This is a genomic window from Pantoea sp. JK, from assembly GCF_026130245.1.
In the GTDB taxonomy this organism is placed as follows: Bacteria; Pseudomonadota; Gammaproteobacteria; order Enterobacterales; family Enterobacteriaceae; genus Pantoea; species Pantoea trifolii.
In genome coordinates, this window is sequence record NZ_JAINFN010000002.1 from 26949 (window position 1) to 39357 (window position 12409).

Consider the following 12409-nt stretch of genomic DNA (forward strand, 5'->3'; position numbering starts at 1 on the left):
ATGGCTCCTCTGACTGGACTCGAACCAGTGACATACGGATTAACAGTCCGCCGTTCTACCGACTGAACTACAGAGGAATCGTGTGAACGAGGCGAATATTAATGGCGCCCCTTGCAGGTGTCAACAGCTTAAAACACATTTGTATTCAACTGGCTAGCATTAGTACAAAGCGATCGCGATTTAAGCAGGTTCTGCTGTTAGCATCGCCAATCGCGCCAGCGGATCCTGACGATAGAACTGCTGCAGATGGCGATACATCACCGGGAAGCGGTTAGCCAGTAAATCCGGTGCGCTGAAAAAATATTCTGACAGCACCGCGAAACACTCTGCCGCATCGCTGGCGGCGTAGGGATCGATGGTTGCCGCCTGTTCACCGACTAATTCGACTTCAGCTTCAATTTCTGCCATCGCCAGCTGCAAATCTTTCTCCCAGCTGGCGACATCACGTAGCGCCATCACCGGAATGCCGCTGGTGTAACCGCTGCCGCGCGCATCGAGTTTATGCGCTACTTCGTGGATCACCAGGTTAAAACCGGAAAGATCGAGTGAATCCTGAATATCCAATGCGTTTAACACCACTGGACCTTGCGTCCAGCTTTGTCCGGCGTGCACTGCCGGCGCGTGGTGTACCAGACCGTTACCATCTTCCCAGCGATCGTCGACGTTGAACGGCTCGGGATAGATCAGCACTTCATGGAAGCCATCGAGCCATTCGAGACCCAGCTTTAAGACCGGCAAACAGAACAGTAACGCCAGACGTGTCAGCAACAGTTCATCGAGCTGCAGGCCTTGCAGCGGCGAAATTTTTTTCTGCTGCAGGAAGCGTTGTGCCAGCGTAACCAGAGCGGTTTTTTCATCAGGATCGAGCAGTGAAAAGATCGGCTGCGCCAGCGCCTGCTGCCAGGGAAGTGCCAGTACTGAAGTCTCTATTTGCGCATGCCACGGCCATTTGAACATTGCGTCACTCACTCTTCAGACGAAAACAGTATCCTGGCGCGGCAAAGGAGGAATTACCAGCGCGTGATCAAAGCCAGCTATTCAACCAGTTAGTCGAGGATTTGTCTGTGATTAGCGTGGCAAAGCGGGAAAGTCATGGTGAGGACATTAAAAAGGTCGTCATGAATGACGACCTTACGTTTGCCTGCTTTGCAGCATTTATTTAGCGTTCAACCCGTTGAAACGCGATCACCCAAACCCACGGGTTCACTTCCCAGCTGGTGGCGCCGTACTGTTTCTGCCACGCCTTACGGTAGGCTTCTTTCGGCGATTCAGAATTCATATTCATGGTGAAGAAGTTATTGAGGAAGTGCGAATCGGTCTGCACGCCTTCCGCCATGATGTCATCTTCACTGATATCCTGAATCTTCTCGGCACGTACCGAGGTAATTTGCAGATCGATGCGGCTGGCCCAGCGCGGCATGTGAATGGCGGTCTGCCAGCCAAACTGCTCGGCATTCTGCAAATTCTCATCCAGCTGCCCCAGCTCATTGCTGTCCGCGCGGTATTGGCAATACGCCGCATTGCGGAACGGCAGGGGATCGCGTTCGTAATCCGCCAGTAAGTTTTCCGGCACAATCGGGCCGCGCCAGGTTTCACGGACCCACAAACCATCACCCGCCTGACCAAATGGGCAGTGCGAACTGACATCGGTCATCGACATCAATTTATAGCCGTGCAGATGGTTGGCGCTGACATCAAACGCGTGTACGCCTTCATGGTGATCCTGACCCGGACCGAAAGCTTGAGTTTTCATAATGCGCCGGGTCTGCGTTTGCTGGCCAACCAGCAGGGCGCGCACCCGCTGTTCGGAAAAAAGAATCGGCCGTTCTTTCATTGCATACCTCTTATTGTGTCACAAACCCGGAAACTGCGAAGAATCCCCCAACATCCGAAGATGTGAGAGCTAGCATAATGGGTTTGAATCAGTTTGCTTAATAATTTGTCGCCTTAGTATCAGGCAAATCTGGCAATTTTAGATTTTAAAAATGGTTCATAAGCAAAATGTGTGCTGAAAAGGACTTCGCAAGGATCCGAAGTCATAAATTTTCCAGATACAGTACGTTATAAAGGCCAGAATGGGAACCTTTTCAGATTATGCCGTGTTGATCTGCCTCTAAGAAGCCCCATTTATCAGCATAGATAACTGGAATTAAGCGCTTAAGCGAAATTTGTTGATGACGCGAATATATTAAACCTATTGAACAGAGTTATTTAACTAAAACGCACTAAGGAAATACCGAAATCGTCATGGCTGCTGTGCAAGTGACGTTAACAGCGCTATAACAAGATCGGGATCTCATTTTTACGCTTTGCACATCCTGGAAGGATGTAAAAAAAGTGTCATGACCAGGCCGCTATGATGTCCGCAGGAACTTAGATAACAGCAATAACAGGAGAAGCACGATGTCACTTACTCACTGGCAACAACGCTACGAGAACTGGCTGCAGCTCAATTGGCTGCACGACGACAAAGCCCACGATATCGCGCACCTGCGCCGCGTCTGGATGAGTGCGAAGCGCATCATGCAGCACAGCGACGCCGATCCAATGGTCGTGATGACCGCCTGCTACTTTCACGATGTGGTTAACCTGCCGAAAAACCATCCTGAACGTCATTTAGCCTCAACCTATGCGGCGGAAGAGACGCGTCGCATTCTGCAGCAGGATTTCCCGGACTTCCCATTTGAACTGCTGGATGCCGTCGCGCACGCGGTGCAGGCTCACAGCTTTAGCGCGCGTATCGCGCCGCAAACGCTGGAAGCGAAAATTGTGCAGGACGCCGATCGTCTCGAATCATTAGGTGCTATCGGCCTGGCGCGGGTTTTCTACACGGCGGGCGCGCTAGGTCGTCCGCTGTTTGATAGCGAAGATCCGTTAGGAAAAGAGCGTGAACTGGATGATGTGAAGTGGACGCTGGATCACTTCCAGAAAAAGCTGCTGGGTTTGCCGCAAACCATGCAAACCGAAGCCGGACGCCTGCTGGCCGAACATAACGCCGATTTTCTCGTGCACTACATGGGCAAACTGTGCGCCGAGTTGCAGGGCAATCTGACGTCGGTTGATGAATCGGTGTTAAGGGATTTTAGCCCTATACACTCGTAATATTAAATTTTTATGACAGTCTGTTAACTTTCAGCTGCTTCCGCTACGTTGTTGTAAATCAAAAGGGAGTATGAAAATGACCGAGACTGTTAACTTAACCATTAAAATTGACCCGGCACTTAAAGAGCACATCAAACAGTTAGCCGCAGATAACCAAATCTCCATGAGTCAGGAGATCGTTAATCGCTTGCAGGCCAGTTTAGATGCGGGTGAGCAACCGGCCATTGATAGTCTGGATACCCAGGAAGCAGTGGAAGATCAGCTCTCCGCTGCGGAATTGAAGCAGATTCGTGCGCTGCTGAAGAAAAGTAAGAAGAAGAAATAAGCGAAAAACCCGTCATTGACGGGTTTTTTTATGCCTGCAGATTAAATACGGAACTGCTGCGCGCGCTGCGCCAGGCGGTCCGATAACGCGCGCAATTGCACCGCCGATTGCACCTGATGCGCGTTCAGCGCTTCGTTTTGCTGCAGCTGTCTGCTCATCTCCACCACTTCCAGCGCAATATTTTTTACCCGATGGCTCTGCGCGGCACTGTTTTGCTGCAGCTCGTTCAGTTGCGTCACCACGCCAGACACCGCAGCGCTGATCTGCGCGAACAGCACTTCCAGCGCTTTCACCTTATCGAAGCCATCATGCACATGCTGCTGCGTATGCTGAATCAAGCCATCGATCTGGCGCGTGGAAGCCCCGCTTTGCTGCGAGAGCAAGCCCATCTCTTTGGCGACCACCGAGAAGCTGCGGCCGTAAGCGCCCGCATGTGCCGACTCAATGGCGGCATTCAGCGATAACAACCGCGTCTGCATCGACAAGTCATCCAGCATGCCCACAATCCCGGCGATATCATCGGATGCGGTGACAATCTGCTGCATCTGGGTTTCCATCTTATCGACCTCTACCGCGCAGTTGCGCATCAACGCATCCGCTGATTGCGCTTCCTGCGTCGCCTGCTGCGAGAACTGTGCACCGATCTCCACCTCTTCCGAAACGCGATCCAGGCGCTGCGACAGGTGATGAAAGCTGGCATTTTGCTTCTGGTGTTGCTGCATCACTTTTTCGTTGTGCTGCTGCATATCCTCGGCACCGGCGGCGACGCTGACCGCCACGGTGTTGATGTCGCGCACAATCTGCTGCAAGCCGCGCCGCATGGCATCAATCGACTGGAACAGCTGGCGCGTTTCCAGCGATTGGCGACGCGGATGGTTTTGCGCATCGACCAAATCACCGGTGGCGATCCGTTCCAGCTGCGCGTTAGCGCGACGCAGCGGCAACAGCACGCCGCGCATCAGCAAGCTGGAGGCCAGCACTAACAGCGCCATCAGCACCGCGCTGACAATCAGCGACATATTGCGGCTCAGCTTCAAGGTGCTGAGCGTGTTCTGATTCACGCTGCTGAGCTGATGATTGGCCTGCTCGATTTCACTAAACCAGGCATCATTAAACTGTTGCTGAAACGCCTGCATCGGCACCATAAAAAAGGCGTTGATGTCGTTGGCCGCTAATCCTTTTAGCTGCTCCTGCAATCCTTCGGCCAGCATAGCGAAACCTTGCGCCAGCGGGCTATCCGCTTTGGCGTGGTAGGCGGCGAACTGTTGTTGCGCCTTTTTCAATGAGTCATCAGCTGACGCTGCCAGACTTTTCCAGCTATCCACCGAGCCACTTTGCTGATCCTGCATCAGATAAATACCGGCGCGATGGCTGTTATCGCTGGCGGTAAGCAGTTCGATACGCGCTTTATCCAGCAGGGCCAGACGTTCGCGCAGTTGATTGGCCTGCTGCAGCGACGTTTGCGTCTGATTGACGTGGGTATTCAGCAGCAGCACACCGGCAAACTGCAGCGAGCAGAACACCACAATGAACAGCAAAAACTGGCTACGCAAACTGGTGAGCCACAATGGAATTTTCAGGGATAACCGTGCGCGCAGCCGCAGCGGCAGAGAGATAACAGACAGGAGTGACATCACACGCCTCCAAAAAATAAAACAGGAGTATTGGCAGCACGCGTGACAGTTTGGTGACAGCGGGCGCGATTAGGCGGAAAACAGCATAAAGCGCGGCCCTAAATAAAATTGTGGTCCTGAATAGCTACGCCTTTTGCGCGGCGTGCTGTTCAATCAGCGGTAATAACAGTTGTGCCACCGCAGCAAATACCGGCACCACCACCGAGTTGCCGAACTGCTTGTAGGCTTGCGTATCGGACACCGGAATACGCAGTTTAGCTTCTCCCGGCGCTTCAAAACCCATCAGGCGGGCGCATTCACGCGGGGTTAAACGACGCGGGCGACGCGCCATGTTCTCTGCCTGCTGGAAATCGCTTTCGCCTTGCGCGTAATCCCAGCCGCGATCGATGAGGATTTCCGAACCATCTTTGTAATAGCGCGCCGATAAGGTGCGCACACAGATGTTTAGATTACGCGGATCGTTAAGGCCAAAGCCGAAGCCGTTACCTTTGGCTTTGTGCTTTTTCGCGTATTGATAGAGATAATTCCACAGCGTCGGTGACAGCGTGTATTTCGCTTCCGGCTGGGTTTCCAGCAGGCTGTAAAGCGACGGCACCTTTTGCGGATAGAGCGCGGGCAGGGCACGCAACGAAAAGCCATTACTGAGCCCGGTGTCGCGACGAATGCCCACCAGCACAATACGCTCGCGATGCTGCGGCAGAAAATGGCGCGCATCGATAACCTTGGCATCCGGCAAACCGCTGTCGTTGGCATCCGCCACGTCATAACCAAGTTCATCCAGCGTGGCCATAATGATGGCGAAGGTGCGGCCTTTGTCGTGGCTCTTGAGGTTTTTCACGTTCTCCAGCACGAAGAACGGTGGCTTTTTCGCGGCGAGAATGCGCGCCACATCGAAGAACAACGTGCCTTGCGCTTCGCACTCAAAACCGTGTGCGCGACCCAGCGCATTCTTCTTGCTCACGCCCGCCAGCGAGAAGGGCTGGCAAGGAAAACCGGCCAGCAGCACCTGATGATCGGGAATGGTGCGATCGATATACTGATAAATTTCCTGCTCATCGTTGATGCCTGCCGGCTGCGTCACCAGACGAATATCACTGTTGAAGTGGTGCAGCTGCGGATCGCTATACAGGTTGGCTTTGTAAGTGCGCACCGCGTCTTTATTCCATTCACTGGTGAACACGCACTGGCCGCCAATTTGCTCAAAGCCACGGCGAATGCCGCCGATACCGGCAAACAGATCAACAAACTGGAATTTGGCGTCGTCATAATGCGCCGGACGCTGTGGCAGCAAGGCCTGCAGGCTGGCGACTTCGCGGCTGGAGAGCGCCGGTACGGCACTTTTACCGGCGCGAATGCGATTCAAACGCGGCACGCTCCAGTCGCGGCCACCGGCGTCGGTTAAGGTAATAACCACATCGCGTGCGGCATAGATATCGAGCACCTGCAGTAACAGCGACGTCGCGTCATCCTGATTGGCAGTTAACGGGGAGGGCGAGACGGGGTCGATAGCGAGCATGCGTTTTTCCTTAACAGTGAAGCGGCTATGCTAACACTCATCACGCAACGAGGAAATTGGCGTGCGGTGTGCTTTCACTTTTGCCCTAAGCCGCTAAAGTTGAAGAAGCGCTAAAACAAGGAGACGCTATGGCAGACGTTCACTCGCAAGCCATTCGCAGCAAAAACATGCGCGCCATTCGCAATCAGGATACCGCGATTGAACAGCGTATCGCGTTGATTCTCAAAGATCGCGGCTTCAGCTATCGCGTGCAGGATAAAGCGCTACCGGGCCGCCCGGATTTTGTCCTGCCCGCCGAGAAAGCGATAATCTTTGTTCACGGTTGCTTCTGGCATCGTCATCACTGCTACTTATTCAAGATGCCCGCCACGCGTACCGAATTTTGGAGCGGCAAAATAAACAGTAACGTTGAGCGCGACCGGCGTTACGTCGAACAACTGCGCGAAGGAGGTTGGAAAGTATTGATTGTTTGGGAGTGCGCGCTGCGCGGCAAACTGCAGCTGGAGGACAGCGCGCTGATAGAACGTTTAGAAGAGTGGCTGCTGGCGGCAACCGACAGCAGCGAAATCGACCATCAGGGCTTGCATCACTATCGCGTTGAATAGTGCGAGATTGTTGCTTTTAGCCGCCATAACAGTTTAGATCTCCCTTTTCTCTGGGACGCGGAATGAGCCATGAGCAGCATCAAACTTACCGTTAAGCGCCTGTATCAACTCCGCGATGAGCGGATGGTGACAACCCAAGCCACTGCGCGCATTTATCTTGGCGATCGACTGGTTGCTACCGAAGAGATCAGCGGCATGACGGAAAGTCCGGTGAGCAAGTATTTGCACGCCGGGGATCTGACGGGACCATTACGCGTTGAATGGGACTGTGCGGGCATCGCCGATATGTCAGTGACGGCGATTGAGCGTTGCCCCTGTTGTCAGGATCACGAACCGGAATAATAAGGAATACCACTTTGGCAGGAACCAGTTTACTTACACTTCTGGATGATATTGCAACACTGCTCGACGATATCTCGGTCATGGGCAAAGTTGCGGCAAAGAAGACCGCAGGCGTATTGGGTGACGATTTGTCGCTGAATGCGCAGCAGGTTAGCGGTGTCAAAGCCAACCGTGAATTGCCGGTTGTATGGAGCGTGGCAAAAGGCTCCTTTCTCAATAAATTCATTCTGGTGCCGCTGGCATTATTGATCTCGGCGTTTGCGCCCTGGTTGATTACGCCGCTGCTGATGATTGGCGGCGCGTATCTCTGCTACGAGGGCGTGGAGAAAGTGCTGCACAGCCTGAATCATGATAAGGCTGAGCAGAGTCCAGAAGCGCGTCAACAGCGTCTCGACAAACTGGCGCAGCAGGATCCGCGTGCGTTTGAAAAGGACAAAGTTAAAGGCGCGGTGCGCACCGACTTTATCCTCTCGGCAGAAATTGTCGCCATCACGCTGGGCATAGTTTCAGAGGCGCCGCTGCTGAATCAGGTGTTGATTCTGGCGGGCGTCGCTATTCTGGTGACCATCGGCGTGTACGGCATCGTGGCGATGATTGTCAAAATCGATGATTTGGGATTCTGGCTCAAAGAGAAATCCTCCACCGTCGCGCAGGCGATTGGCGGCGTATTGCTTGCCTTTGCGCCATGGTTAATGAAAGCCTTAACGCTGGTCGGTACCCTCGCGATGTTCTTGGTCGGTGGCGGCATTGTGGTGCACGGCATTACGCCGTTACATCACGCCATCAACGAATACAGCGCCGGATTCAACGGTGTGGTCTCGGCACTGCTGACCAACGGCGCCAATCTGGTGATCGGCTTTATCATTGGGTCGATCGTGCTGTTGGGCGTAAATCTGATTGCTAAGCTGCGCGGCTAGCAGTTATAAAGCGCTGTAAATTTCTAATCACGGTCAGGAGAACGATGATGAACGACGATATGTTTGAATTTGATATCGATGCACAGCTGGAACAGGCTGAAGCCAAAGCGGCAGAGAAAGCCAACGAAGTCCCGGCTGATATCAGCGACGAAGCGGACTGCGAAGGCTGCAAAATCTAATTTTCCTGTTCGGGAAGTGCTATCAAAGCCGACAATAAATCTTGTCGGCTTTTTTTATTTGCAGAGTTTTTAACTGCTTATTCTGATTAAGTAGAACTAATAGATTTATCGTATAGGAAAAAATCGGTCACAGCTGCTATACCTAAATTCGGTCATTTAACGATGAAAGAGGGAGGTGCGGTATGATCTTTGCAATCAGTGACGAAGTTCAGCACAAACAGGGCGGACCCACCATGGTGGTCACCGGCTATGCCAGCGGAATGGTAGAGTGTCGTTGGTATGATGGTTTCAGCGTGCGACGTGAGGCGTTCCACAGTGACGAACTCTGTCACTTATCGAGCGCGCAACAGCTGGCCAGTTAAACACATTCGGGACGATGCCAGTCGTCCCGAATGTGGTTCAACCCTGCATCACACCTTGCCGTCGTTATCCTCTTCCACCGCCTGATAAATACGCTGCAGAATATCCGGGAAAGCGGATTGCACACGGCTCCAGCTGGGAATAAACGGTTTCTCATTGGGACGCTCAATAAAGGCTTGTCCGGCATCGAGAATCGCCTGAGTGAACATTTCCACCGCCGCTTCTTCAATGTGCTGATCAAACTTGAGGCCGTTCATGGTGGCTTCGTGGTTGTAGATCTCCATCATATCCAGCGCATTGCGGTAGTAAGTGGCTTTCAATACGCGGAACGAATCGCTGGTGAGCGGCACGCCCATGGTTGCCAGCTTACGCAGCAGCGACTGCACGATGTCATTACTCATGCGCTTCAGACCGCCGGTGCCATCATCTTCGGCCAGCGGCTGATGTTTGTGGTCGTAGTTATCGGCAATTTCCACCTGACAGGTCTGGCGCGTGGTGTAGTTACGGTAAATCTCCGACAGCACGCCAATCTCTAATCCCCAATCGCCCGGAATCTTGATGCCGTTGAGCACGTGCGTGCGCATGGCAAACTCGCCAGAGAGCGGATAGCGGAAGCTGGTGAGGTAATCGAGGTATTCCGAGTGACCGTAGACTTTCTGCAAGGAGCGCAGCAGCGGACCCACCAGCAAACGACCAACGCGGCCATTCAGCTTGCCATCGGCTACGCGCGCATAAAAGCCTTTGCAGAACTCATACTGAAACGACGGATTGGCCAGCGGATAGAGCAAACGTGCCAGCATGCCGCGTTCGTAGGTGACAATATCGCAGTCGTGTAGCGCCACGCATTGGGTACGATCCGAAGCCAGTGTGTAGCCGGTACAGAACCACACATTGCGGCCTTTACCGGGTTGGCTCGGTGACAAACCCTCTTTATCCAATTCGGCGTCCAGCGCTTTCAGGCGCGGGCCGTCGTTCCACAAAATGCGATGGCGCTGCGGCAGGCGGGAGAAGAACTCGCGCGCAAAGAGAAATTGGTCGCGATCGGCGCGGTCGAGGCCAATCACAATCTCATCCAGATAGGGCACTTTCGCCAGTTCATTAACAATATTATCTAGTGCCGGGCCTTCCAGTTCCGAAAACAACGACGGCAAAATCAGCCCCATTTTGCGTTTGCGTGAGAAGCGCACCATCTCCTTTTCCAGCGATTCGACGCTGCGGTGGGTGAGATTATGGAAATTAGTAATGACACCATTCTGGTAAAAATCACTCATCGTCTCATCCTTCTGGTTAAAGGCCGTTACTCGGCAAGAAAATAGTCCAGACCTTCACGCCAGCCCTGCGGACCGACGTGCGCGGTGTGGTAAACGTTCTCGGTATCGGTGCGTTGCAGTTCTACCGGCGTTTTGCTGAAGCCTTTGATCACCACGGCATAATCAACGCGCTCCAGCATCGGCACATCGTTGGGGCCATCGCCCAGGCCGATGATGATGCGCGATTCTCCTTCTTGCGCGGCAAGATGCTGCTGGATTTCCGCCAGCGCGATGCCTTTGCCGGTACCGGCGGGCATCACATGCCAGAATCGTCCGCCCTGGGTTAACGCCAGATGGTGCTCGGCAAGCGCCTCACGGAACTCCTGCAAACGGTATTCATCATCGCGCCACAGCACCACTTCCGACGCTTCGCGCAGGCGGCTTTGGCTGGCTTCGGTGAGGGTTAAACCGGTAAAGCGTGCCACTTCGGCATCGCTAAATTCATGAAAGCCATTAAAACGGAACCGCGCCTGCAATGTGTGCAGCGTCTGGCACAGCGCGTGATAGTTGGCGCTGGTTTCGGTTGGCGGAGTCTGTTCACCGCCCAGCACCACGCGTGCTCCGTTTTCAGCAATAAAGGGTGCGCCAGCAACGCCCAGCTTCTTTTGTAGTGGAATAATCTCTGCCGCCGTTTTGCTGGAACAAATCACCAGCGGAATCTGATGTTGTTTCAGACGCGCCAGCCATTCACTGGCCGCATCCCAGTTGTAGTCATGATGATCCAGTAATGAGCCATCAAGATCGGTAACGATCATCAGGGAAGAGGTAAGACTCAGCATCATCACACTCCTTACGCCAGTGGCATCCGTAAAGCGAAGAGTAATCAGTATAATAGCGGAATCACGATCACACTTTTTCCGGCGACCCGGCCAGCGACATCCAGGATAATTCTTAAACAGCAGACGCGATGGGACGCGCGATGCACATTTTGTGCACAGCTGAAACCAGTCGTGACGCGGGACGCAGTGCGATTCGCATGAATGGTTATACAAAATTGTTCGATTTACATGCAGGGATGAGACTTGTCTTAATCGAACTAAAGCGTAATCTGACCGGGTGTTAAGAATTCCCTGGTGTAACGAATTGACTGATTTATTTTACCCGGCCATCCCGCCGGGTATTTTTTTTGAAATCGATTTCAGCGGTTCACTTCACTGATGGCGAAGTCGCGAATGTCGAGTTCGAAAGCTTCCGCTAACTCAGTGTAAGAGCCATACGCCTCGCCGTTCACGTTAACGCGATGGGCATTTTCGGCTGCCATAAACTCTTGTATCTCGCCCGACGATTTCTTCTGAATCGCCTCCAGCAGCGCTTCGACATCAATATTGACTTCGCGCTGCACATTCTCGCTGTACTCTTTTGCCGTCGTCATAGCGCCCTCCCAGAGGCGATTGGATGAGTTAACAGTATAGACGGTGCTGAAAAGAGGGCGTCGCGGGCAAATTGCAGGCAAAAAAAAGCCCGCGCTGCGCGGGCAAAAATCCTTGTTACTTTTAGGTTGACTGCGCCTTTGGGGTTGGTGCAGTGAGGAGAAGTGTACGAGCAGCCCGCGTCAAAAGTCTCTCTATGAAACGTTAAGAAAGCGAAAAAGTGCGTCTTGACAGAGTTTTACCTGCCTTTAAGTGCACAGTGCGTAACAGCGTCTATGCTTAGCGATTGATTGTTAAGTGATATCAGGGAGTGAATATGGACTTTTTACGTATTGTCATCGCCATTTTGGTACCGCCGCTGGGCGTATTCTTGCAGGTCGGGTTCGGCGGGGCGTTCTGGCTTAATATCCTGCTGACGCTGTGCGGCTACATTCCAGGTATCGTTCATGCGGTGTGGGTTATCGCCCGACGCTGATCGCGATCAGGCAGTGTTGATTATCTTCCGTTAAACTGTGTCGCAGGACAATTTGTGGAGAGTAATCAATGAAGGTGAACGATCGCGTTACGGTTAAAACCGACGGCGGCCCGCGTCGTGTGGGTACGGTGCTGGCAGTGGAAGCATTCAATGAGGGCACCATGTATCTGGTGGCGTTGGAAGATTACCCGCTGGGGATTTGGTTCTTTAATGAAAGCGATCATGCCGAAGGCGTGTTTGTTGAGCCGTATGAAGGGGCTTGATTGATTTTTCC

Annotated in this window: 16 protein-coding genes and 1 tRNA gene; 9 read left to right on the forward strand and 8 right to left on the reverse strand. The window is 53.1% G+C overall.

What is annotated here, in order from left to right; genetic code table 11:
* Position 1 precedes the first annotated feature (1 nt).
* From PanJK_RS04555 to PanJK_RS04565, 3 genes are all read right to left on the reverse strand, one after another.
* Positions 2-77 (reverse strand) — tRNA-Asn (locus PanJK_RS04555).
* A gap of 103 nt (positions 78-180) precedes the next feature.
* Positions 181-957, reverse strand: coding sequence for a DgsA anti-repressor MtfA (gene mtfA / locus PanJK_RS04560; RefSeq protein WP_265297526.1), 777 nt, complete (start codon positions 955-957; stop codon positions 181-183).
* Between the two features lie 202 nt (positions 958-1159).
* Entirely contained in the window at positions 1160-1834 is a 675-nt protein-coding gene (locus PanJK_RS04565) for a hypothetical protein (protein WP_008105447.1), read from the reverse strand.
* Positions 1835-2403: 569 nt separating this feature from the next.
* On the opposite strand from PanJK_RS04565, the gene PanJK_RS04570 reads away from it, so the two are divergent.
* Positions 2404-3102: a phosphohydrolase gene (locus tag PanJK_RS04570; protein WP_154157376.1), complete on the forward strand. Its 699-nt coding sequence runs from the start codon at positions 2404-2406 to the stop codon at positions 3100-3102.
* 76 nt (positions 3103-3178) lie between these two features.
* Positions 3179-3427 carry a hypothetical protein gene (locus tag PanJK_RS04575; protein WP_256696759.1) on the forward strand — a complete coding sequence of 83 codons (249 nt, stop codon included), beginning with the start codon at positions 3179-3181 and terminating at the stop codon, positions 3425-3427.
* 41 nt (positions 3428-3468) lie between these two features.
* Here PanJK_RS04575 and PanJK_RS04580 read toward each other — a convergent pair whose 3' ends face one another.
* Both PanJK_RS04580 and dcm read right to left on the reverse strand, forming a co-directional pair.
* Positions 3469-5061 carry a methyl-accepting chemotaxis protein gene (locus tag PanJK_RS04580; protein WP_265297530.1) on the reverse strand — a complete coding sequence of 531 codons (1593 nt, stop codon included), beginning with the start codon at positions 5059-5061 and terminating at the stop codon, positions 3469-3471.
* 124 nt (positions 5062-5185) lie between these two features.
* Complete coding sequence (gene dcm, locus PanJK_RS04585) at positions 5186-6577, reverse strand: DNA (cytosine-5-)-methyltransferase (protein ID WP_265297532.1); 1392 nt, start codon at positions 6575-6577, stop codon at positions 5186-5188.
* Positions 6578-6705: 128 nt separating this feature from the next.
* On the opposite strand from dcm, the gene PanJK_RS04590 reads away from it, so the two are divergent.
* The 5 genes from PanJK_RS04590 (at position 6706) to PanJK_RS04610 (ending at position 8982) form a co-directional block, all read left to right on the forward strand.
* Positions 6706-7182 (forward strand): very short patch repair endonuclease, encoded by a 477-nt coding sequence (locus tag PanJK_RS04590; protein ID WP_265297535.1) that lies wholly within the window; start codon positions 6706-6708, stop codon positions 7180-7182.
* Between the two features lie 69 nt (positions 7183-7251).
* Complete coding sequence (locus PanJK_RS04595; RefSeq protein ID WP_008105433.1) at positions 7252-7524, forward strand: hypothetical protein; 273 nt, start codon at positions 7252-7254, stop codon at positions 7522-7524.
* A 14-nt stretch (positions 7525-7538) separates the two neighbouring features.
* A complete protein-coding gene (locus PanJK_RS04600) occupies positions 7539-8441 on the forward strand; it encodes a DUF808 domain-containing protein (RefSeq protein ID WP_265297538.1) in 903 nt (300 codons plus the stop codon).
* 44 nt (positions 8442-8485) lie between these two features.
* Positions 8486-8620 (forward strand): hypothetical protein, encoded by a 135-nt coding sequence (locus tag PanJK_RS04605; protein ID WP_255253243.1) that lies wholly within the window; start codon positions 8486-8488, stop codon positions 8618-8620.
* Positions 8621-8802: 182 nt separating this feature from the next.
* Positions 8803-8982: a YodC family protein gene (locus PanJK_RS04610; RefSeq protein ID WP_256696754.1), complete on the forward strand. Its 180-nt coding sequence runs from the start codon at positions 8803-8805 to the stop codon at positions 8980-8982.
* 48 nt (positions 8983-9030) lie between these two features.
* Here PanJK_RS04610 and PanJK_RS04615 read toward each other — a convergent pair whose 3' ends face one another.
* From PanJK_RS04615 to PanJK_RS04625, 3 genes are all read right to left on the reverse strand, one after another.
* Positions 9031-10251, reverse strand: coding sequence for a glycosyl transferase (locus PanJK_RS04615; protein WP_008105424.1), 1221 nt, complete (start codon positions 10249-10251; stop codon positions 9031-9033).
* Between the two features lie 26 nt (positions 10252-10277).
* Positions 10278-11069, reverse strand: a complete 792-nt coding sequence (locus tag PanJK_RS04620; protein WP_265298538.1) for a mannosyl-3-phosphoglycerate phosphatase-related protein — start codon at positions 11067-11069, stop codon at positions 10278-10280.
* 359 nt (positions 11070-11428) lie between these two features.
* A complete protein-coding gene (locus PanJK_RS04625; protein WP_256696753.1) occupies positions 11429-11662 on the reverse strand; it encodes a DUF2525 domain-containing protein in 234 nt (77 codons plus the stop codon).
* A 314-nt stretch (positions 11663-11976) separates the two neighbouring features.
* On the opposite strand from PanJK_RS04625, the gene PanJK_RS04630 reads away from it, so the two are divergent.
* Both PanJK_RS04630 and dsrB read left to right on the forward strand, forming a co-directional pair.
* Positions 11977-12135, forward strand: coding sequence for a YqaE/Pmp3 family membrane protein (locus PanJK_RS04630; protein WP_007891469.1), 159 nt, complete (start codon positions 11977-11979; stop codon positions 12133-12135).
* A 68-nt stretch (positions 12136-12203) separates the two neighbouring features.
* Entirely contained in the window at positions 12204-12398 is a 195-nt protein-coding gene (gene dsrB, locus PanJK_RS04635; RefSeq protein WP_008105417.1) for a protein DsrB, read from the forward strand.
* Positions 12399-12409: the final 11 nt, after the last annotated feature.

What these genes read in the sequence shown, in the direction of transcription:
- PanJK_RS04570 (WP_154157376.1), top strand. Translation starts at nt 2,404, where the DNA reads ATGTCACTTACTCACTGGCAACAACGCTACGAGAACTGGCTGCAGCTC.
- PanJK_RS04575 (WP_256696759.1), top strand. Translation starts at nt 3,179, where the DNA reads ATGACCGAGACTGTTAACTTAACCATTAAAATTGACCCGGCACTTAAA.
- dsrB (WP_008105417.1), top strand. Translation starts at nt 12,204, where the DNA reads ATGAAGGTGAACGATCGCGTTACGGTTAAAACCGACGGCGGCCCGCGT.
- PanJK_RS04625 (WP_256696753.1), bottom strand. Translation starts at nt 11,662, where the DNA reads ATGACGACGGCAAAAGAGTACAGCGAGAATGTGCAGCGCGAAGTCAAT.
- PanJK_RS04615 (WP_008105424.1), bottom strand. Translation starts at nt 10,251, where the DNA reads ATGAGTGATTTTTACCAGAATGGTGTCATTACTAATTTCCATAATCTC.
- mtfA (WP_265297526.1), bottom strand. Translation starts at nt 957, where the DNA reads ATGTTCAAATGGCCGTGGCATGCGCAAATAGAGACTTCAGTACTGGCA.
- PanJK_RS04580 (WP_265297530.1), bottom strand. Translation starts at nt 5,061, where the DNA reads ATGTCACTCCTGTCTGTTATCTCTCTGCCGCTGCGGCTGCGCGCACGG.
- PanJK_RS04620 (WP_265298538.1), bottom strand. Translation starts at nt 11,069, where the DNA reads ATGCTGAGTCTTACCTCTTCCCTGATGATCGTTACCGATCTTGATGGC.
- PanJK_RS04565 (WP_008105447.1), bottom strand. Translation starts at nt 1,834, where the DNA reads ATGAAAGAACGGCCGATTCTTTTTTCCGAACAGCGGGTGCGCGCCCTG.
- PanJK_RS04595 (WP_008105433.1), top strand. Translation starts at nt 7,252, where the DNA reads ATGAGCAGCATCAAACTTACCGTTAAGCGCCTGTATCAACTCCGCGAT.
- PanJK_RS04610 (WP_256696754.1), top strand. Translation starts at nt 8,803, where the DNA reads ATGATCTTTGCAATCAGTGACGAAGTTCAGCACAAACAGGGCGGACCC.
- dcm (WP_265297532.1), bottom strand. Translation starts at nt 6,577, where the DNA reads ATGCTCGCTATCGACCCCGTCTCGCCCTCCCCGTTAACTGCCAATCAG.
- PanJK_RS04630 (WP_007891469.1), top strand. Translation starts at nt 11,977, where the DNA reads ATGGACTTTTTACGTATTGTCATCGCCATTTTGGTACCGCCGCTGGGC.
- PanJK_RS04590 (WP_265297535.1), top strand. Translation starts at nt 6,706, where the DNA reads ATGGCAGACGTTCACTCGCAAGCCATTCGCAGCAAAAACATGCGCGCC.
- PanJK_RS04605 (WP_255253243.1), top strand. Translation starts at nt 8,486, where the DNA reads ATGATGAACGACGATATGTTTGAATTTGATATCGATGCACAGCTGGAA.